General features: G+C 68.8%; 19 protein-coding genes. 15 read left to right on the top strand and 4 right to left on the bottom strand.

Annotated elements, in window-relative coordinates; all coding sequences use genetic code 11:
• The first annotated feature begins 21 nt into the window (after positions 1-21).
• From ACZ7OO_RS03905 to ACZ7OO_RS03895, 3 genes are read left to right on the top strand one after another with little or no spacing between them, the layout of a single operon-like run.
• Positions 22-2493, top strand: a complete 2472-nt coding sequence (locus ACZ7OO_RS03905; protein WP_471501136.1) for a bifunctional polysaccharide deacetylase/glycosyltransferase family 2 protein — start codon at positions 22-24, stop codon at positions 2491-2493.
• Positions 2493-3782: an acyltransferase family protein gene (locus ACZ7OO_RS03900; RefSeq protein WP_471501134.1), complete on the top strand. Its 1290-nt coding sequence runs from the start codon at positions 2493-2495 to the stop codon at positions 3780-3782. Before ACZ7OO_RS03905 ends, ACZ7OO_RS03900 begins: the two co-directional genes overlap by 1 nt.
• A gap of 23 nt (positions 3783-3805) precedes the next feature.
• Positions 3806-4501, top strand: coding sequence for a demethylmenaquinone methyltransferase (locus ACZ7OO_RS03895; protein WP_352224343.1), 696 nt, complete (start codon positions 3806-3808; stop codon positions 4499-4501).
• Between the two features lie 15 nt (positions 4502-4516).
• Here ACZ7OO_RS03895 and ACZ7OO_RS03890 read toward each other — a convergent pair whose 3' ends face one another.
• Positions 4517-4825: a PASTA domain-containing protein gene (locus tag ACZ7OO_RS03890; RefSeq protein ID WP_471501132.1), complete on the bottom strand. Its 309-nt coding sequence runs from the start codon at positions 4823-4825 to the stop codon at positions 4517-4519.
• A 110-nt stretch (positions 4826-4935) separates the two neighbouring features.
• Positions 4936-5472 (bottom strand): GNAT family N-acetyltransferase, encoded by a 537-nt coding sequence (locus tag ACZ7OO_RS03885; protein ID WP_471501130.1) that lies wholly within the window; start codon positions 5470-5472, stop codon positions 4936-4938.
• Between the two features lie 48 nt (positions 5473-5520).
• Here ACZ7OO_RS03885 and ACZ7OO_RS03880 point away from each other — a divergent pair, with 48 nt between their 5' ends.
• Positions 5521-6855 (top strand): geranylgeranyl reductase family protein, encoded by a 1335-nt coding sequence (locus tag ACZ7OO_RS03880; protein ID WP_471501128.1) that lies wholly within the window; start codon positions 5521-5523, stop codon positions 6853-6855.
• 6 nt (positions 6856-6861) lie between these two features.
• On the opposite strand, the gene def is transcribed toward ACZ7OO_RS03880, so the two are convergent.
• Positions 6862-7488 carry a peptide deformylase gene (def, locus tag ACZ7OO_RS03875; protein WP_471501126.1) on the bottom strand — a complete coding sequence of 209 codons (627 nt, stop codon included), beginning with the start codon at positions 7486-7488 and terminating at the stop codon, positions 6862-6864.
• 214 nt (positions 7489-7702) lie between these two features.
• Positions 7703-8509 carry a C40 family peptidase gene (locus tag ACZ7OO_RS03870; protein ID WP_471501124.1) on the bottom strand — a complete coding sequence of 269 codons (807 nt, stop codon included), beginning with the start codon at positions 8507-8509 and terminating at the stop codon, positions 7703-7705.
• 756 nt (positions 8510-9265) lie between these two features.
• Between ACZ7OO_RS03870 and ACZ7OO_RS03865 the strand changes: the two genes are divergently transcribed.
• Genes ACZ7OO_RS03865 through nuoK form a run of 11 tightly spaced genes read left to right on the top strand, consistent with a single transcriptional unit; the run spans position 9266 to position 20123 of the window.
• The gene (locus ACZ7OO_RS03865) at positions 9266-9625 is read left to right on the top strand and encodes an NADH-quinone oxidoreductase subunit A (RefSeq protein ID WP_007383963.1); all 360 of its coding nucleotides are present in this window, start codon (positions 9266-9268) and stop codon (positions 9623-9625) included.
• Between the two features lie 14 nt (positions 9626-9639).
• Positions 9640-10194 carry a NuoB/complex I 20 kDa subunit family protein gene (locus tag ACZ7OO_RS03860; RefSeq protein ID WP_351740869.1) on the top strand — a complete coding sequence of 185 codons (555 nt, stop codon included), beginning with the start codon at positions 9640-9642 and terminating at the stop codon, positions 10192-10194.
• On the top strand, positions 10191-10934 hold the full coding sequence (locus tag ACZ7OO_RS03855; RefSeq protein WP_471501122.1) for an NADH-quinone oxidoreductase subunit C: 744 nt from the start codon (positions 10191-10193) through the stop codon (positions 10932-10934). Before ACZ7OO_RS03860 ends, ACZ7OO_RS03855 begins: the two co-directional genes overlap by 4 nt.
• Positions 10931-12271 carry an NADH-quinone oxidoreductase subunit D gene (locus ACZ7OO_RS03850; protein ID WP_471501120.1) on the top strand — a complete coding sequence of 447 codons (1341 nt, stop codon included), beginning with the start codon at positions 10931-10933 and terminating at the stop codon, positions 12269-12271. Before ACZ7OO_RS03855 ends, ACZ7OO_RS03850 begins: the two co-directional genes overlap by 4 nt.
• Complete coding sequence (nuoE, locus tag ACZ7OO_RS03845) at positions 12268-13137, top strand: NADH-quinone oxidoreductase subunit NuoE (protein ID WP_471501118.1); 870 nt, start codon at positions 12268-12270, stop codon at positions 13135-13137. The genes ACZ7OO_RS03850 and nuoE overlap by 4 nt, the downstream gene beginning before the upstream one ends.
• Positions 13137-14483 (top strand): NADH-quinone oxidoreductase subunit NuoF, encoded by a 1347-nt coding sequence (gene nuoF, locus ACZ7OO_RS03840; protein ID WP_471501116.1) that lies wholly within the window; start codon positions 13137-13139, stop codon positions 14481-14483. The genes nuoE and nuoF overlap by 1 nt, the downstream gene beginning before the upstream one ends.
• On the top strand, positions 14480-16984 hold the full coding sequence (locus ACZ7OO_RS03835; RefSeq protein WP_471501114.1) for an NADH-quinone oxidoreductase subunit G: 2505 nt from the start codon (positions 14480-14482) through the stop codon (positions 16982-16984). The genes nuoF and ACZ7OO_RS03835 overlap by 4 nt, the downstream gene beginning before the upstream one ends.
• A complete protein-coding gene (nuoH, locus tag ACZ7OO_RS03830; RefSeq protein WP_471501112.1) occupies positions 16981-18348 on the top strand; it encodes an NADH-quinone oxidoreductase subunit NuoH in 1368 nt (455 codons plus the stop codon). Before ACZ7OO_RS03835 ends, nuoH begins: the two co-directional genes overlap by 4 nt.
• Complete coding sequence (gene nuoI, locus ACZ7OO_RS03825) at positions 18341-18985, top strand: NADH-quinone oxidoreductase subunit NuoI (RefSeq protein ID WP_471501110.1); 645 nt, start codon at positions 18341-18343, stop codon at positions 18983-18985. Before nuoH ends, nuoI begins: the two co-directional genes overlap by 8 nt.
• Complete coding sequence (locus tag ACZ7OO_RS03820; protein ID WP_471501253.1) at positions 18985-19827, top strand: NADH-quinone oxidoreductase subunit J; 843 nt, start codon at positions 18985-18987, stop codon at positions 19825-19827. Before nuoI ends, ACZ7OO_RS03820 begins: the two co-directional genes overlap by 1 nt.
• Positions 19824-20123: an NADH-quinone oxidoreductase subunit NuoK gene (gene nuoK, locus ACZ7OO_RS03815; protein WP_046726439.1), complete on the top strand. Its 300-nt coding sequence runs from the start codon at positions 19824-19826 to the stop codon at positions 20121-20123. Before ACZ7OO_RS03820 ends, nuoK begins: the two co-directional genes overlap by 4 nt.
• Positions 20124-20131 lie beyond the last annotated feature (8 nt).

Below are 20131 nucleotides of genomic sequence, written 5' to 3'. Positions count from 1 at the left end.
CGGAACGCAGGCCCTTTTCCCATGACCACACCGACGTCCTCACGCGGCCGCAGGCGCGCCCCCTCCCGCATCGAGCGGGCGGCAGGCAGGGCCGCGGCGCTGCAGAGACCACGTGTCATCCTCGCCCTGCTGCTCCTGCTGGCGCTGACCTGCGTGATGCTGCTCGACGGCTATCTGCGCGCAGAGGTCGGCGGCGACCAGCGGGTCCGCACCGGCGCCAGCTCCAGCAAGGTGCCGGACAAGGTCCTCGACGGCGGGCCGATCCTCACCTTCCGGGGCGGCCAGGCGACCACCGTCTCGGTCCCCTCCAAGACCATCGCGCTCACCTTCGACGACGGCCCCAACCCCACCTACACCCCGCAGGTCCTCAAGATCCTCGACCAGTACGACATCCCGGCCACCTTCTTCCTGGTCGGCTCGATGGTGTCGCGCTACCCGAGCATCGTGAAGACCATGGTCGAGCAGGGCAACGAGGTGGGCATCCACACCTTCACGCACGTCGACCTGTCGTACCAGAGCGACGCCCGGATCAACCGCGAGATGCAGCAGACCCAGCTCGCGCTCGCCGGCGCGGCCGGGATCACGACGACCCTCTTCCGCGCGCCGTACTCCTCGGAGACGGACGCCATCGACAACTACAGCTGGCCCGTCTACCAGAAGCTCGGCAAGGAGGGCTACACCAGCGTCTTCGTCGACACCGACAGCGACGACTGGAAGAAGCCGGGCGTCTCCAAGATCATCAACTGGGCCACACCGAAGAAGAACAAGGGCGCCTCGGTGCTCTTCCACGACGCCGGCGGCGAGCGCTCGCAGACGATCAAGGCGCTGCCCCGGTACATCAAGAAGATGAAGGCGAAGGGCTACACCTTCACCACCATCAGCGGTGTCATCCAGGAGCAGGGCACGGGCAACGGGCGGTCCGCCACGACGGCCGGCGACGCCAGCGGCACCGCCGGCACGTCCGCCACGGGAGTCGCCGAGGCCGGCGCCCTCACCGGCACGGGAACGGGCACCGGCACCGGCACCCCGCCCGGCGGAACCGGAACCGGAACCGGAACCGGAACCGGAACCGGAACCGGGAACGGAACAGGAACCGGGACCGGGACCGCGCCGAACGGCGAGAGCGCTCCGAACACCGGCACCGCCAACAGCAACACCAACCGCAACCCCCTCACCACCGGCCTCCAGGCCGCCCACCGCACGGCCACCGGCATGACCCTCTACGAGGGCAAGGCGCTCCTCGTGGCGGTCGCGATCGCCGAGTGGGCCCTGCCGGTGCTGTCGGTCCTGCTCCTCGTCGTCGGTGTCGCGGTCATGGGTCGCTTCGGCATGATGCTGCTGATCGCCCGCCGCCACTACCGGCTGCGCAACAGACGCCGGTTCAGCTGGGGGCCGCCGGTCACCGGACCGGTGAGCGTGATCGTCCCGGCGTACAACGAGAAGGAGTGCATCGCCAACACCCTGGAGTCGCTGGCGCGGAGCACCCATCCGATCGAGGTGATCGTCGTCGACGACGGCTCCACGGACGGCACTTCGGAGATCGCCCGCGCCGCCGCCGACAAGCTGGGCATGACCAACGTCCGGGTCATCCGCCAGGAGAACGCCGGCAAACCGGCCGCCCTCAACAACGGTGTTCGCAGCGCCAGTTACGACATCGTGGTGATGATGGACGGCGACACGGTCTTCGAACCGGAGACGGTACGACACCTGGTGCAGCCCTTCGCCGACCCCGAGGTCGGCGCGGTCGCCGGCAACGCCAAGGTCGGCAACCGCAACACGATCATCGGCGCCTGGCAGCACATCGAGTACGTGATGGGCTTCAACCTCGACCGCCGTATGTACGACCTGCTGCGCTGCATGCCGACGATCCCCGGCGCGATCGGCGCGTTCCGCCGTGAAGCGGTGCTCCAGGTCGGCGGGATGAGCGAGGACACCCTCGCCGAGGACACCGACATCACCATCGCCATGCACCGCGCGGGCTGGCGGGTCGTCTACCAGGAGCACGCCAAGGCCTGGACGGAGGCGCCCGGTTCGCTCAAACAGCTGTGGTCCCAGCGCTACCGCTGGTCGTACGGCACCATGCAGGCCCTGTGGAAGCACCGCAAGTCCCTGACGGACAAGGGCCCGTCGGGCCGCTTCGGCCGGGTGGGCATGCCCCTGGTGGTCCTTTTCCAGATCGTCACGCCCGTCTTCGCCCCGCTCATCGACGTCTTCACGGCCTACTCCATGATCTTCGTCGACTTCGAGGCGGCCCTGCTGGCCTGGCTGGCGGTCCTCGGCATCCAACTCGGCTGCGCCGCCTATGCGTTCCGCCTGGACAAGGAGCGGTACCGCTACCTCCTGATGATGCCGCTCCAGCAACTGGCCTACCGCCAGATGATGTACCTCGTCCTCATCCACTCCTGCATCACCGCCCTCACCGGCGGCCGCCTGCGCTGGCAGAAACTCAAGCGCACGGGTGAGGTTGGCACCCCGGCGGGGGCGAGCGGCTGATGACCTGGGACCAGCAGCAGAACCCGTACCAGCAGGGATACGGCCACGACTACAACCCGTACGGCGGTCAGCAGCAGTACGGCCAGCAGTACGCGCAGCAGCCGTATCCGCAGCAACAGCAGTACGTCGATTACGGGCCCGGCCCGGTAGCGGAGCAGACGGCCCCGCTACCGGCGGTGGAACCGCAGGAACCGGAGCCCGAGCCGCAGTCTCCTGCCGAGGAACCGGCACCCGCTCCCGATCCGCGGCCAAAGCCCCCGGGCAGGGACCGCTACTTCGACACCCTCCGCGCGGTCGCCCTGATCCGCGTCGTCACCTATCACACCTTCGGCTGGGCCTGGTGCGGCATGGTGTTCCCCTCCATGGGCATCATGTTCGGCCTGGCCGGCACGCTGATGGCGAAGTCGCTGGAGCGCCCGGCGCCGAAGGTGGTCAAGAGCCGCCTGCGCCGTCTGCTCCCGCCGTTCTGGTTCTGGGGCTTCTTCGTCGTCCTCGCGATGCTGATCCACGACTGGATGCCGGGCTGGCAGATCGTCTACTGGGTGGTGCCGCTCGGCGACCCGCCGGGCAACGCCTGGGGCGAACAGGCCTGGGAGATCCTCTGGTACCTGCGCACGTACCTCTGGTTCGTCCTCCTCTCGCCGGCCCTGCTGTGGATCTTCCGCAAGGCGCCCGTCCCGGTCCTCGTCCTCTCGCTCGTCCCGATCCTGATCCTGAACTTCGTCTGGTCGGGCCCGGACAACCGCCTCGGCAGCGCCCTGTGGGACCTGTCGACGTACCTCTTCTGCTGGATCCTCGGCTTCGCCCACCGCGACGGCGTGCTCCAGCGGATGAAACCGGCCCTGGTGGTCGTCGTCTCGCTCGCCGCGATCGGGTACGGCGGCTGGTACGCCTTCTCGCACCAGGCCGACTTCGGGACCTACGACCTGGACGAGGACCCCCTCGCGCAGGCCTTCTGGTCGGCCGGGTTCGTGCTGCTGCTGATGTGGGCCAAGGCGTACTTCAGGATCGACTTCGCCTGGCTGACCCGCTTCCGGCGGCTGGACCGGACGGTCACCGTCTTCAACGCCCGCGCGGTGACGATCTACCTCTGGCACGAGATCGCGCTGATCCTGGCGGTTCCGCTGATCGACCAGATGTGGAACGTGCCCGCGTTCGAGAAGTGGCTTCCGCTGGACAGCCAGTGGTTCATGTTCGGCGTCGGCTGGATTCTGATCGCGGTGTTCATCCTGCTGTGCGGCTGGGTGGAGGACGTGGCGGCGAAGAAGAAGCCCAGGCTTCTGCCGTGACGGCGGGCTGCAAGAATGGCGAGGTGACCCGCGCCTCCCTGAACAAGCAGCCGCACGAAGTCGCCTCGATGTTCGACGACGTGGCGGAACGGTACGACCTGACCAACGACGTGCTGTCGCTCGGCCAGGACCGGCACTGGCGGAAGGAGGTCGCCCGGGCGGTCGACGCGCGGCCCGCGCAGAAGATCCTCGACCTGGCGGCCGGCACGGGCACCTCCTCCCAGCCGTTCGCCCGGGCCGGCGCCTATGTCGTGCCCTGCGACTTCTCCCTCGGGATGCTCCAGGTCGGCAAGCGGCGCACCGACTGGATGCCCTTCACCGCCGGGGACGCCACCCGGCTGCCGTTCAAGGACGACACCTTCGACGCCGTGACGATCTCCTTCGGCCTGCGCAACGTCCAGGACACCGACGCGGCCCTGCGGGAGATGTACCGGGTGACACGGCCCGGCGGCCGGGTGGTGATCTGCGAGTTCTCGCACCCCACCTGGGCGCCCTTCCGGACCGTCTACACCGAGTACCTGATGCGCGCGCTGCCCCCGGTGGCCCGTGCGGTCTCCTCCAACCCGGACGCCTACGTCTATCTCGCCGAGTCCATCCGCGCCTGGCCCGACCAGCCCGCGCTGGCCGGACGGCTGCGCGAGGCGGGCTGGTCGAAGGTGGCCTGGCGCAACCTCACCGGCGGGGTCGTCGCCCTGCACCGGGGCTTCAAGGAGGCCTGAACACCGTCCCGGGCGTCACCCGCCGATCACCTCGAAGGTGTCACCGGGCCGGTTTAGCTCCCGTTGCAGCCCTCCCGTCGGTGGCCGTGGGATGCGTGGCTCGCGCACGCCTCCGCCGCCCTCGCCCTCACCGAAGTCGAACCACACGTACACCATCGAGTCCCGCGGCACTTCGGCACCGGGCTGCGGGAACTGGCGTACGACGTAGTCGACGACCGTGAGATGGAAGTCCGGCCGGTCCGGCGCGTTGAGGAACAGTCCCCGCGCCTGGGCGGTCTCGCGCGCGTCCACGGCCATCAGCCCTACCAGCCGTGGCACACGCACTTCGGGTGTTTTGGGTGTTATATGCACAGATGTCACCCCCAGCGGTACTGGAAGGGTAACCCCCGGCATATGGCACCCGGAAGCGGCAAGTGTCTTTCTGTAGCAGATCGTTACTCTGAGTTACCAATCGCATGGCTGGTCTGCAGGTCGAGCCGGAAGCAGAGCGCGTCCTCCTGGAACCGCGGATGCGGGAATGTCTCCGCGAGTTCCATCCCGAGGCGGCGGGTGACCGAGACCGACCGCTCGTTCCCCGGCCGCACCATCGCCACCACCTTCGGCACGCCCGCCGCTCGCAGCCGCTCCAGCGTCACCAGCGCCGCCGCCGTGGCGTATCCCTGGCCCCAGTACTCCCTGCCGAGCCGCCAGCCGATCTCGATCTCGCCCCTGGGTCCCCACTCCTGCGGCCACGGCTGGGCGCCGGTGAAGCCGATGACCCGACCGGACTCGTCGGCCATCGTCCACAGGCAGAACCCGAGCTCCGCGTCGTGCCGGCGCTGCCGGGCGGTGAGCTCCTCGTAGACGGACAGCTCCGCGGACCTGCCGCCGTGGAACTCCATGACGTCCGGGTCGTCGAAGACCCGGTACCAGGCGAACGCGTCCTCGTGCGTGGGCACACGCAGCCGTACCGCGGGGAGAGCTCGGTTCACAGGGGCAGCCCTTCAGCCGGGTGATCAGTACCGCTGAATAGACTGCCCATGTCCAGTGCCGGTCGGCACGCAGATTTCGAGCCTTGGGGAGCCCCCGCCGTGACCGAGCCCCTCTCCGAAAACACCGCCGATGTCATCGTCGTCGGCGCGGGGCCAGCCGGCTCCACGACGGCGTACCACCTCGCCAAGTCCGGTCTCGACGTACTCCTGCTGGAGAAGACCGAGTTCCCGCGCGAGAAGGTGTGCGGCGACGGACTCACCCCGCGCGCGGTGAAACAGCTGGTCGCCATGGGTATCGACATCTCCGAGGAGGCCGGCTGGCTGCGCAACAAGGGCCTGCGCATCGTCGGCGGCGGCACCCGCCTCCAGCTGGACTGGCCGGATCTCGCCTCCTTCCCCGACTACGGCCTGGTCCGCAAACGCGACGACTTCGACGAACAGCTCGCCCGCCAGGCGCAGAAGGGGGGCGCCCGCCTCTTCGAGCGCTGCAACGTCGGCGCCCCGATCATCGACGACCGCACCGGCCGGATCACCGGCGTGCACGCCAAGCTGGGCGAGGAGAAGCGCGAAGTCACCTTCCACGCGCCGCTCGTCGTGGCCGCCGACGGCAACTCCACCCGCCTCTCCCTGGCGATGGGTCTGCACCGCCGCGAGGACCGCCCGATGGGCGTGGCCGTCCGGACCTACTTCACCTCCCCTCGTCACGAGGACGACTACCTGGAGTCCTGGCTGGAGCTCTGGGACCGCCGCGGCGCCCAGGACCGCCTGCTGCCCGGCTACGGCTGGATCTTCGGCATGGGCGACGGCACCTCCAACGTCGGTCTGGGCGTCCTGAACACCTCCGACTCCTTCAAGGAACTGGACTGGCGTGAGGTCCTCAAGGCCTGGTGCGCCTCCATGCCCGCGGACTGGGGCTACACCCCGGAGAACATGACCGGCCCGATCCGCGGCGCCGCCCTCCCCATGGCCTTCAATCGCCAGCCGCACTACACGCGCGGCCTGCTCCTCGTCGGCGACGCCGGCGGCCTGGTGAACCCCTTCAACGGCGAGGGCATCGCCTACGCCATGGAGTCCGGCCAGATCGCCGCCGACGTCATCGTCCAGGCGCACGCGCGGGCCACGCCCGCCCAGCGCGAGACGGCCCTGCAGCGCTACCCGCGCGTCCTCAAGGACACCTACGGCGGCTACTACACGCTGGGCCGTGCCTTCGTGAAGCTCATCGGCAACCCGAAGGTCATGCAGATCGCGGCCCAGCGCGGCCTGACCCATCCGCTGCTGATGAAGTTCACCCTGAAGCTCCTGGCGAACCTCACGGACCCGACCGGCGGTGACGCGATGGACCGCATCATCAACGGCCTGAGCAAGGTGGCACCGAAGGCGTGAGCGCCGCTACGAGGTGAGCGCCTCGGCGTTGGCGGCCCGGCGGGCGTAGACCTCCTCCCGCCGGGCCGCCACCTGCCGCAGTGCCTTCTTGCGCTCCCGGCCGGAGAGCCGGTCGAGATACACGCGTCCGTTCACATGGTCGGTCTCGTGCGCGAGGCAGCGGGCGAAATACCCTGTTCCCTCAAGGGTGAGCGGATTGCCTTCCTTGTCCTGCCCGTGGACGACCGCCCGGTCAGGGCGCGGTACCTCCATGACGGCACCCGGCACCGACAGGCAGCCCTCACTGTCGTCGAGCAGCCGCCGCCCGGCCGGGCCCTGCGTCTCCAGCACAGGGTTGACGATGTGCCCGACATGTCGGACACCGTCGTCGTCGGGGCAGTCGTACACGAACAGCCGCAGATCGACCCCGACTTGGTTGGCCGCGAGGCCGGCTCCTTCGGCGACGTACATCGTGAGGAACATGTCGTCGACGAGTGCGGCGAGGTCGGGCCCGAACTCCGTGACGTCCCGGCACGGCTTGTGCAGGACTTCCTCACCGGTCTCGGTGATCCGGCGCACCGAACCCCGCCGGGCTTCCGGGGCGTGACGGGGGTAGTGGTCCATGGGGTTTCCCTGGACGAAGACGCGTGGCATCGCGATGTCCCCTTCTCGGGTCTCGGGCCGCTCCGTGCGAGCGGCATGCATCGAGGATCCCAGGAGTCACCGGATCGCGGGCGGCCCTGTGGATAACCCCGGCGGCCGTCGCGTGAGGATACGCCGGAAGGGCCGCTGCCCCCGAGCGGCTGCGGCCCTACCGTGCTTGTGCGATGCCCGAGTTGCCTCAGGTTGCCCCGGGTTGCCCTTGTTGTCAGAGCACCCGCACCGCGCCGGTCGGCGGGTCGTACGACAGCGGGTGCTCTCCGACGCCGCTGGAGGGGTTCTGCGCGCCGACGAACATCCCGTCGCCGACGTACACGGCCACGTGGTACGCGCTGCCGGAGCTGCCCCAGTAGAGGATGTCGCCGGGCTGCAGGTCGCTCAGCGAAACCTGGGTGCCCTGCGTCGACTGGTCCTGGGAGACGCGCGGCAGGCTGACGCCGACCGACTTGAAGGCGGCCTGCACGAGACCCGAGCAGTCCCACGAGTTGGGGCCCGTGCCGCCGGAGACGTAGGCGTCACCGATCTGTGCCTTCACGAAGGCGACCACTGCGGCGGCCGAACCGGTCGCCGTGGAGGTGCTCGTGGAGACGCTGGAGCTGGTGGAGGTGGCGCTGAGCGTGGTCCGCTCGGCGCTGCGCGAGGCGGCGCGCTCAGCGGCCTTCTTGCGCGCCTCCTCGGCCTTCGTCTTGGCCTCGGCCTTCTTCTTCGCCTCGGCGAGGTCCGACTTGGCCTGCTTCGCGGCCTTTGCGGCGGCCGCGTCGCGCTCGGCCTGGAGCGCGTAGTTCGCCGCGGCCTGCTGTGTGGCGTCGGCGGACTGGGCCACCTGGGTGGCCAGATCGGCCGTCAGGGTGGGCAGTTCGAGCGTCTGCGTCACGGGTTCGGCGGCACTCGCCGAGGCCGCGCCCGCCGCTGCCATGCCGAGGACGCCACTGGCAACTCCGGCGCGCACGGCGATGCTTGTCGTCGCGCTGCGGCGGGGTTTCCGGTGGCTGCGTATGTGAGCGGTGTGGGACATGGGAACAACCGGTACCAGGGGCTCCTTCATATCTTCAAGAAACGTGTGGTGCGCCACAGTTGTTCAATCAGGGTCGCGAATCCCTCGCGTGTCATTCCTTATTGACGCCGTAACGGACATTGCGGGCGCCCGTGATCAAGCCTGTGATCACGTTCTTTCGTCATAACGTCCGAATTGCTCCCCGCTTACCATCGGTTGAGGTGATTGGCCAAGCCCGGTTCTCAGAGGTCTCTCATCGGTGTGGCGGAGGTCACGGAACGGTTACCGGGAGGGGTGCGTCTCGTGTGTGCGTCGAGCCCGCCCGAGTTCGTGAACGTGTGCACGCGTCCACATCGCCCCCCACCCCTCCCTCTGATGTGTGAATGCCGTCCTCTATCAAGGCGGTCGGTCCATCGCGAATTTGCATGCAGAGGAACCCTCTTGATATAGAGACGCCCACTCTGGACCCTCTCCCGCCTGCGCCGACGGTCGAAATTGTCACCTCTGGTGATCAGCTGAACGCTTCCGGTATGAAGATCACCACTCATCCGCCTTCATGATCGATCGTCAGGTGGTGGAGATCACAAAGCTTGTGTAATACCCCGTGTCGCAGATCACAGAGCGACGGGCATAAGATGCGAGGCAGCTGGGCTTGTGACCTGCTTCACATGTTCGCGATCTTCGCCCGGGACGCGCGGGGTTCGTGTGACGGATGAGGCAAGTGGGAGCCCGGCCGAACCGCCACCAGTCAGTGCCGACTGAGAGGAGCGAGGAGCGGTGAACGCGTATGCGCCCATCCTCGTACTGGGAGCCCTCGGGGCAGGCTTTGCGATCTTCTCCGTGGTCATGGCCACGCTGATCGGTCCGAAGCGGTACAACCGCGCCAAACTCGAAGCCTACGAGTGCGGAATCGAGCCGACCCCCACGCCGGCCGGCGGCGGGCGTTTCCCGATCAAGTACTACCTGACGGCGATGCTCTTCATCGTCTTCGACATCGAGATCGTCTTCCTCTACCCCTGGGCCGTCACCTTCGACGCCCTGGGTGTTTTCGGGCTCGTGGAGATGCTGCTCTTCGTGCTCACCGTCTTCGTCGCCTACGCGTACGTCTGGCGGCGCGGCGGCCTGGAATGGGACTGAGGGGCTTTTAAGTCATGGGACTCGAAGAAAAGCTGCCGAGCGGTTTCCTGCTGACCACCGTCGAGCAGGCCGCGGGCTGGGTGCGCAAGGCGTCCGTCTTCCCCGCCACCTTCGGCCTCGCCTGCTGCGCCTTCGAAATGATGACGGCGGGAGCGGGCCGGTACGACCTCGCACGGTTCGGCATGGAGGTCTTCCGCGGCTCACCGCGCCAGGCCGACCTGATGATCGTCGCCGGCCGGGTCAGCCAGAAGATGGCGCCCGTCCTGCGGCAGGTCTACGACCAGATGCCCAACCCCAAGTGGGTGATCTCCATGGGCGTCTGCGCCTCCTCGGGCGGCATGTTCAACAACTACGCCATCGTCCAGGGCGTCGACCACATCGTCCCGGTCGACATCTACCTGCCCGGCTGCCCGCCCCGCCCCGAGATGCTGATGGACGCGATCCTCAAGCTCCACCAGAAGATCCAGAGCTCCAAGCTCGGCGTCAACGCGAAGGAAGCGGCCCGCGAGGCGGAGGAGGCGGCGCTCAAGGCGCTGCCCACGATCGAGATGAAGGGGCTGCTGCGGTGAGCGACGCGAACGGCCACAACGGGGTCAACCCCGAGAAGGACCTGGCCGCCGACAACCTCCCCGGCCAGCGCGGCCAGGGCGGCGAGGAGATCCGCGTCCAGCGCGGCATGTTCGGCGCCAACAACGGCGGCGACACATCCGGCTACGGCGGTCTGGTCCGCTCGGTCCGGCTCCCGGGACCGGCGACCCGCCCGTACGGCGGCTGGTTCGACGAGGTCGCCGACGAGCTGGAGGGCGCCCTGGAGGAGCAGGGGCTGCTGCCCGGCAACGCCATCGAGAAGACGGTCGTCGACCGCGGCGAGGTCACCTTCCACATCGAACGCGAGCACCTGCTGCGCGTCGCCCGCACCCTGCGTGACGACCCCGCGCTCCGGTTCGAGCTGTGCACCGGCGTCAGCGGTGTCCACTACCTCCACGACAAGGGCCGCGAGCTGCACGCCGTCTACCACCTGCGCTCGATCACCCACAACCGGCTGATCCGCCTCGAGGTCAGCGCCCCGGACGCCGACCCGCACATCCCGTCCCTGGTCTCCGTGTATCCGACCAACGACTGGCACGAACGGGAGACCTACGACTTCTTCGGGATCGTCTTCGACGGTCACCCGGCCCTGACCCGGATCCTCATGCCGGACGACTGGCAGGGCCATCCGCAGCGCAAGGACTACCCCCTCGGCGGCATCCCCGTCGAGTACAAGGGCGCCCAGATCCCGGCTCCGGACCAGCGGAGGTCGTACTCGTGAGCACACAGTCAGCATCCGCCGCGTCGACCGCCTCGGCGCGCGAGACCACCGAGGGCACCGTATATACGGTCACCGGTGGCGACTGGGACGAGATCGTCCAGTCCGCGGCCCGCGCCGACGACGAACGCATCGTCGTCAACATGGGTCCCCAGCACCCCTCCACCCATGGGGTGCTCCGGCTGATCCTGGAGATCGACGGCGAGACCGTCACCGAGACCCGCTGCGGCGTCGGCTATCTGCACACCGGCATCGAGAAGAACCTCGAGTACCGCACCTGGACGCAGGGCTCCGCCTTCGTCACGCGCATGGACTACCTGACGTCCTTCTTCAACGAGACCGCCTACTGTCTCGCCGTCGAGAATCTCCTCGGCATCGAGGACCAGGTCCCCGACCGCGCCACGATCATCCGGGTGCTCCTGATGGAGCTGAACCGGATCTCCTCGCACCTGGTCGCCATCGCCACCGGCGGCATGGAGCTGGGCGCCACCACGGTCATGATCTACGGATTCCGTGATCGTGAAATGATTCTCGACCTCTTCGAGCTCATCACCGGCCTGCGGATGAACCACGCGTACATCCGTCCCGGCGGACTCGCCCAGGACCTGCCGCCCGGCGCGGTGGACCAGATCCGCGAGTTCATCAAGAAGATGCGGAAGAACCTCCCCGAGTACGACAAGCTCGCCACCGGGAACCCCGTCTTCAAGGGCCGTATGCAGGGCATCGGCTACCTCGACCTGGCCGGCTGCATGGCCCTCGGCGCCACCGGCCCCATCCTGCGCGCCACCGGCCTGCCGCACGACCTGCGCAAGTCCCAGCCCTACTGCGGCTACGAGAACTACGACTTCGATGTCGCCGTCGCCGAGACCTGCGACGCCTACGGCCGCTTCCTGATCCGCCTGGAGGAGATGCGCCAGTCGCTCAGGATCGTCGAGCAGTGCCTGGACCGGCTCCAGCCCGGACCGGTCATGGTCGCCGACAAGAAGATCGCCTGGCCCGCCCAGCTCGCCCTGGGACCGGACGGACTCGGCAACTCCCTCGACCACATCAAGAAGATCATGGGCACCTCCATGGAGGCCCTGATCCATCACTTCAAGCTGGTCACCGAGGGCTTCCGGGTCCCGCCCGGACAGGTCTACACGGCCATCGAGTCACCCAAGGGCGAACTCGGGGCGCACGTCGTCTCCGATGGCGGCACCCGCCCCTACCGGGTCCACTTCCGTGACCCGTCCTTCGCCAACCTTCAGGCCATCGCGGCGATGTGTGAGGGCGGCCAGGTGGCCGACGTCATCGTCGTCATCGCGTCCATCGACCCGGTACTGGGAGGCGTCGACCGGTGAACACCTCTTCTTCGGAGCGGGGCGTCAGCCTGGGCATGCCCGAGCTGCCCGCGCCCGCGTATCCGGACGACGTCCGGGCCCGACTGGAGACGGACGCGCGCGACATCATCGCGCGCTACCCCGACTCCCGGTCCGCCCTGCTGCCGTTGCTGCATCTCGTGCAGTCGGAGGAGGGACACGTCACGCGCACCGGGATGCGGTTCTGCGCCGACGTGCTGGAGCTGACCACGGCGGAGGTCACCGCGGTCGCCACCTTCTACACCATGTACCGGCGCAAGCCCTCCGGCGACTACCAGGTGGGCGTCTGCACCAACACACTGTGCGCGGTGATGGGCGGCGACGCCATCTTCGAGACCCTCCAGGAGCACCTGGGCGTCGGCAACGGCGAGACCACCGACGACGGCAGGGTCACCCTGGAGCACATCGAGTGCAACGCGGCCTGCGACTTCGCGCCGGTCGTGATGGTCAACTGGGAGTTCTTCGACAATCAGACCCCGGCGAGCGCCAGGCGCCTGGTCGACGACCTGCGCGCGGGCCGGGATGTCGAGCCCACGCGCGGAGCCCGGCTGTGCACCTTCAAGGAGACCGCGCGGATCCTGGCCGGCTTCCCCGACGAGCGGCCCGGGGCCGTCGAGGAGAGCGGGAGCGCGGGACCCGCGTCGCTGGTGGGCCTCCACCTGGCAAGGGGAGAGGCCGCACCCGCGCGCGTGGTCCATCCGCGCGGCGGTCCGCAGGAGGAGACGCAGGACCGGACGGTGCACGAGCCGTCGCCGGCCGAGCACCTCAGTTCCCATGACGCGCCGCAGGAGACCTCGGCCTCCGACCCGTCGCACCCGGCAGGGCCTGTCGCCGAGGAGGGGGAGTGATGACGGTGGTACCCGATCTCAAGGACACCAGCCCCGAGAAGCTGCTCGCACCCGTGCTGTCGGCCTTCTGGGACGAGGACCGGTCCTGGACGCTGGACGTCTACCGAAGGCACGAAGGATACGAGGGGCTCCGCAAGGCGCTCGCCATGTCACCGGACGACCTGATCGCCTACGTGAAGGAGTCCGGGCTGCGCGGCCGTGGCGGCGCGGGATTCCCGACCGGGATGAAGTGGCAGTTCATTCCACAGGGAGACGGCAAACCGCACTATCTGGTTGTCAACGCCGACGAATCGGAGCCCGGGACCTGCAAGGACATCCCGCTCCTCTTCGCGAACCCGCACAGCCTCATCGAGGGCATCGTGATCGCGTGCTACGCCATCCGGTCGTCGCATGCCTTCATCTATCTGCGTGGTGAAGTCGTCCCCGTCCTGCGGCGGTTGCACGAGGCCGTGCGCGAGGCCTACGCGGCCGGCTACCTCGGCGAGAACATCCTCGGCAGCGGTCTCGACCTGAACCTCACCGTGCACGCCGGCGCCGGCGCGTACATCTGCGGTGAGGAGACCGCACTGCTCGACTCGCTCGAAGGCCGCCGTGGTCAACCGCGGCTGCGTCCCCCCTTCCCTGCTGTCGAAGGGCTCTATGCCTGCCCGACTGTTGTGAACAACGTCGAGTCCATCGCGTCGGTTCCCGCCATCCTGCAAAACGGCAAGGAATGGTTCAGGTCGATGGGGAGTGAGAAGTCGCCCGGCTTCACGCTCTACTCCCTGAGCGGCCATGTCGCCAGCCCCGGCCAGTACGAGGCACCGCTCGGCATCACCCTGCGCCAACTCCTCGACATGAGCGGCGGCATGCGCACCGGCCACCGCCTGAAGTTCTGGACACCGGGCGGCTCCTCGACGCCCATGTTCACCGACGAGCACCTCGACGTCCCTCTCGACTACGAAGGAGTGGGGGCCGCCGGTTCCATGCTCGGCACCAAAGCCCTCCAGTGCTTCGACGAGACCACCTGCGTCGTGCGTGCCGTCACCCGCTGGACCGAGTTCTACGCGCACGAGTCCTGCGGCAAGTGCACCCCATGCCGCGAAGGCACCTACTGGCTGGTGCAGTTGCTGCGCGACATCGAGGCCGGCAAGGGCGTGATGTCCGACCTCGACAAGCTGAACGACATCGCCGACAACATCAACGGCAAGTCCTTCTGCGCCCTCGGCGACGGCGCCGCATCACCGATCTTCTCCTCGCTGAAGTACTTCCGCGAGGAGTACGAACAGCACATCACGGGCCGGGGCTGCCCCTTCGACCCGGCCAAGTCGACGGCCTGGGCGGACCGCCCGGAGGTGAACGCATGACCGTGACCACGAGTTCCCCCTCCTCGGGGGGAACGGCGGCGGTCCCGCCGCAGGACCTCGTCACGCTGACGATCGACGGCGTCGAGATCAGCGTGCCCAAGGGCACCCTGGTCATCCGCGCCGCCGAACAACTCGGCATCGAGATCCCGCGCTTCTGCGACCACCCCCTACTGGACCCGGCCGGCGCCTGCCGCCAGTGCATCGTCGAGGTCGAGGGCCAGCGCAAGCCCATGGCGTCCTGCACGATCACCTGCACCGACGGCATGGTGGTGAAGACCCATCTCACCTCCCCGGTCGCCGAGAAGGCCCAGCACGGGGTGATGGAGCTGCTGCTCATCAACCACCCGCTGGACTGCCCGGTCTGTGACAAGGGCGGCGAGTGCCCGCTGCAGAACCAGGCGATGTCCCACGGCAACACGGAGTCCCGCTTCGACGGCAGGAAGCGCACCTACGAGAAGCCCGTCCCGATCTCCACCCAGGTGCTCCTCGACCGCGAGCGCTGCGTGCTGTGCGCCCGCTGCACCCGGTTCTCCAACCAGGTCGCCGGCGACCCGATGATCGAGCTCCTGGAACGCGGCGCGCTGCAGCAGGTCGGCATCGGCGAGGGCGACCCGTTCGAGTCGTACTTCTCCGGCAACACCATCCAGATCTGCCCGGTGGGCGCACTGACCTCGGCGGCGTATCGCTTCCGCTCCCGCCCCTTCGACCTGATCTCCTCGCCGTCCGTGTGCGAGCACTGTGCGGGCGGCTGCGCCACCCGCACCGACCACCGGCGCGGCAAGGTCATGCGGCGGCTCGCCGCCAACGACCCCGAGGTCAACGAGGAGTGGATCTGCGACAAGGGACGCTTCGCGTTCCGCTACGCACAGCAGAAGGACCGCCTGGAGACCCCGCTGGTCCGCAACGCCCAGGGCGTACTCGAACCCGCCTCCTGGCCGGAGGCGCTCGACGCGGCCGCCCAGGGACTGGCCGCCGCCCGCTCCCGGGCCGGCGTCCTCACCGGCGGCAGGCTCACCGTCGAGGACGCCTACGCCTACAGCAAGTTCGCGCGCGTGGCACTCGACACCAACGACATCGACTTCCGCGCGCGCGTGCACAGCAGCGAGGAGGCCGACTTCCTGGCAGCCCGGATCGCCGGCCGCGGCCGCGACCTCGACGGTACGGGCGTCACCTACACGTCGCTGGAGCAGGCACCCGCGGTCCTGCTGGTCGGTTTCGAGTCGGAGGAGGAGGCGCCCGGCGTCTTCCTGCGGCTGCGCAAGGCCTGGCGCAAGCACAAGCAGAAGGTGTTCTCGCTCGCCACGCACGCCACGCGCGGCCTGGAGAAGACCGGCGGCACGCTTCTGCCGGCCGCACCCGGCACCGAGACCGAATGGCTGGACGCGCTCGCGAGCGGCGTCGGCCTGGAGGAGCCCGGTACACAGGCCGCCGAGGCACTGCGCAGCGATGGCGCGGTGATCGTCGTAGGTGAGCGGCTGGCGTCGGTCGTCGGTGGTCTGACCGCCGCCGTACGGGCCGCCACCGCCACCGGCGCACAGCTGGTGTGGATCCCGCGCCGGGCCGGGGAGCGCGGCGCGATCGAGGCGGGCGCGCTGCCGTCGCTGCTGCCGGGCGGCCGCCCGGCCACCGACCCACGCGCGCGTGACGAGGTCGCCGCCGCCTGGGGTGTGTCCGAACTCCCGCTCCGCTACGGCCGCGACACCGGCCAGATCGTCGAGGCCGCCGCCCGCGGCGAACTCTCCGCCCTGCTGGTCGCCGGCGTAGAGGTCACCGACCTGCCCGACCCGGCACGCGCGCGTGCGGCACTCGAAGCCGTCGGCTTCCTGGTCTCGCTGGAGCTGCGGCCCAGCGAGGTCACCGAGCGCGCCGACGTGGTCCTCCCGGTCGCCGCCGTCGCCGAGAAGGCCGGCACCTTCCTCAACTGGGAGGGCCGGGTGCGGTTCTTCGAGGCCGCGCTCAAGCCCGAGCAGATGGCCCGGCGGCTCGCGCCCACCGACGCGCGCGTGCTGCAGATGCTCGCCGACGCCATGGACGTCCACCTCGGCCTGCCCGACCTGCGCACCACGCGCGCGGAACTCGACCGGCTCGGCGCCTGGGACGGCCCGAAGGCCTCCGAACCGCTGGAGACGGCGGGACCGCTGCCACGGCCGGCGGCCGGGGAGGCCGTGCTCGCCGGTCACCGGCTCCTCCTCGACCAGGGCGTCCTCCAGGAAGGCGACGAGGCCCTCGCCGGCACCCGGCACGCCGCCCACGCACGCCTGTCCGCCGCGACCGCCGCCGAGGCCGGCATCGACAACGGCGACCTCGTCGCCGTCACCTCGGGCGCCGGCACCGTCGAACTCCCGCTCAAGATCACCGAGATGCCCGACCGCGTGGTCTGGCTCCCGCTGAACTCCGTGGGCGGCGGCGTCGCCTCCGACACCGGGGCGCTGCCCGGCGCCCTGGTCCGTATCGGCCCGGCGGCCACCGCCGGTGAGGCCCCCAAGGAGGTGGAGGCATGAACCCGTACCTCGCTGCTGAAGACCTCTCCATGTTCGGCCGCGACCCCTGGTGGCTGGTCTTCATCAAGGCGGTCTTCTGCTTCGCCTTCCTGATGGTGACCGTGCTGATCTCCATCGTCATGGAGCGCAAGGTCATCGCCTGGATGCAGCTGCGCATCGGCCCCAACCGGCACGGCCCCTGGGGCATGCTCCAGTCGCTCGCCGACGGTGTGAAGCTGATGCTCAAGGAAGACGTCATCGTCAAACGCGCGGACAAGGCCGTCTACATCCTCGCGCCGATCGTCGCGGCCATCCCGGCGTTCATGGCCATCGCGGTCATCCCGTTCGGCCCGGCCGGCAACGAGGTCTCCGTCTTCGGCCACCGCACCACGATGCAGCTCACCGACCTGCCGATCGCGATGCTCTACATCCTCGCGGTCGCCTCCGTCGGCATCTACGGCATCGTCCTCGCCGGCTGGAGCTCCGGATCCACCTACCCGCTCCTCGGCGGCCTGCGCTCCTGCGCCCAGATGATCTCCTACGAGATCGCCATGGGCGCCGCGTTCGCCTCGGTGTTCCTGTACTCGGGCTCCATGTCGACGTCCACGATCGTCGCCCAGCAGCACGACCGCTGGTACATCCTGCTGCTGCCGGTCTCGTTCATCCTCTACGTCGTCACCATGGTCGGCGAGACCAACCGCGCCCCCTTCGACATGCCGGAGTCCGAGGGCGACCTCGTCGGCGGCTTCAACACCGAGTACTCGTCGATCAAGTTCGCGATGTTCATGCTCGCCGAGTACGTCAACATGGTGACGGTCTCCGCCGTGTCGGCCACCCTGTTCCTGGGCGGCTGGCGCGCCCCCTGGCCGATCAGCACCGTCTGGGCGGGTGCCAACCACGGCTGGTGGCCGATGCTCTGGTTCGTAGCCAAGGTCGTACTGCTGCTGTTCGTCTTCGTCTGGCTGCGCGCCAGCCTCCCGCGCGTGCGCTACGACCAGCTGATGAAGCTCGGCTGGAAGGTCCTCATCCCGGTCTCGGTCGTCTGGCTGATGCTCGTCGCCACCGTACGGACCCTCCGCAACGAGAACTACGGCTTCGCCGACATCGCCCTCTACGTCGGCGGCGGAGTCCTCGCCCTGCTGCTCCTGTCGTTCGTCGTCGACATGTTCCGCGACAAGGGCGGCAAGGAGGCCGCGCAGCCCACCGCGGAACCGGTCGCGTTCGACCCGATGGCAGGCGGATTCCCCGTACCGCCGCTGCCCGGACAGGAGCTGCCGCCGGTGCCCCGGCGCAGCCCGCGCCGGGAACGGGAGCTGATTGTCAGTGGCGGACCGGACACTGTCAGTGACGGACCTACGGATGGAAAGGAGGCGTCCGATGGCTGAGGAGCCCAAGGAGACCGAGCCCGGTTTCCTGAACCCCGTGGCCGGCTTCGGCGTGACCTTCAAGGCCATGTTCAAGAAGCGGCTGACCGAGCAGTACCCCGAGCAGAAGAAGACCACGGCCCCGCGGTTCCACGGACGGCACCAGCTCAACCGCCATCCGGACGGCCTGGAGAAGTGCGTCGGCTGCGAACTGTGCGCCTGGGCCTGCCCCGCCGACGCCATCTACGTCGAGGGCGCCGACAACACCGACGAGGAGCGCTACTCGCCGGGCGAGCGTTACGGCCGCGTCTACCAGATCAACTACGCCCGCTGCATCCTGTGCGGCCTGTGCATCGAGGCGTGCCCCACGCGCGCGCTCACGATGACCAACGAGTTCGAACTGGCCGACACCAGCCGCGCCAACCTCATCTACACCAAGGAACAGCTGCTCGCCGGCCTTGAGGACGGCATGGTCGACACCCCGCACGCGATCTTCCCCGGTACCGACGAACAGGACTACTACCGGGGCCTGGTGACCGAGGCCGCGCCCGGGACCGTACAGCAGGCGGCCGTCTCCAAGGGCGAGCCGCATCAGGGCGAGCCGCATCCGTCGGCCGGCCCTTCGGGCGCGGCCAAGGACGAGGAGGTGGACGCATGATGGGCCCACAGCTCGCCGCATACGCCACCTCCACCGGCGAGGCCTTCCAGTTCTGGATCCTCGGCACCGTCGCCGTGATCGGCGCCCTGGGCACCGTCTTCATGAAGCGGGCCGTGCACAGCGCTCTCTGCCTCGCCGGCACCATGATCGTCCTGGCGGTGTTCTACCTCGCCAACGGCGCCTACTTCCTGGGCATCGTGCAGATCGTCGTCTACACCGGCGCGATCATGATGCTGTTCCTCTTCGTGGTGATGCTGGTCGGCGTGACCGCCGCCGACTCCCTGACCGAGACCATCAAGGGCCAGCGCTGGCTGGCCCTTCTCTGCGGTGTCGGCTTCGGAGTCCTGCTGTTCGCGGGCATCGCCAACGCCTCCCTGAAGGACTTCGCCGGCACCGGCCAGGCCAACGCCAACGGCAATGTGGAGGGCCTCGCCGCCCTCATCTTCACCAAGTACGTCTTCGCGTTCGAAATCACCGGCGCCCTGCTCATCACCGCGGCCGTCGGCGCCATGGTGCTCACCCACCGCGAGCGCACCGAGCGCGCCAGGACCCAGCGCGAGCAGTCCGAACAGCGAGTCCGCGAGGGCAAGCACGTACCGCCGCTGCCCGCCCCCGGCGTCTACGCCCGGCACAACGCCGTCGACATCGCCGGCCTGCTGCCCGACGGCACCCCCTCCGAGCTCACGGTCAACAAGACGCTGCGCGACCGCGGCCAGATCCGTGACGTGTCCGCGGAGGCCCTCAACGATCTGCGGGCCCTGGAACAGCGCGCCGAGGAACGGCTGGAGCGGACCCCGATCGAGCCGGAGAACCTCAAGCGGCCCGAGGAGGCGTCGAAGTGAACCCGGTCTACTACCTCTATCTCGCCGCCCTGTTGTTCACGATCGGCGCCACCGGTGTGCTGATCAGACGGAACGCGATCGTCGTCTTCATGTGCATCGAGCTGATGCTCAACGCCTGCAACCTCGCGTTCGTCGTCTTCTCCCGGATGCACGGCAATCTCGACGGCCAGATCATCGCCTTCTTCACGATGGTCGTCGCCGCCGCGGAGGTCGTGGTCGGGCTCGCGATCATCGTGTCGCTGTTCCGTACCCGCCACTCGGCCTCGGTCGACGACGCCAGCCTGATGAAGCTGTAAGGGGTCGC

This window comes from Streptomyces sp. NPDC111744 (assembly GCF_055634995.1).
This window is presented reverse-complemented; position numbering and strand designations above follow the sequence as displayed.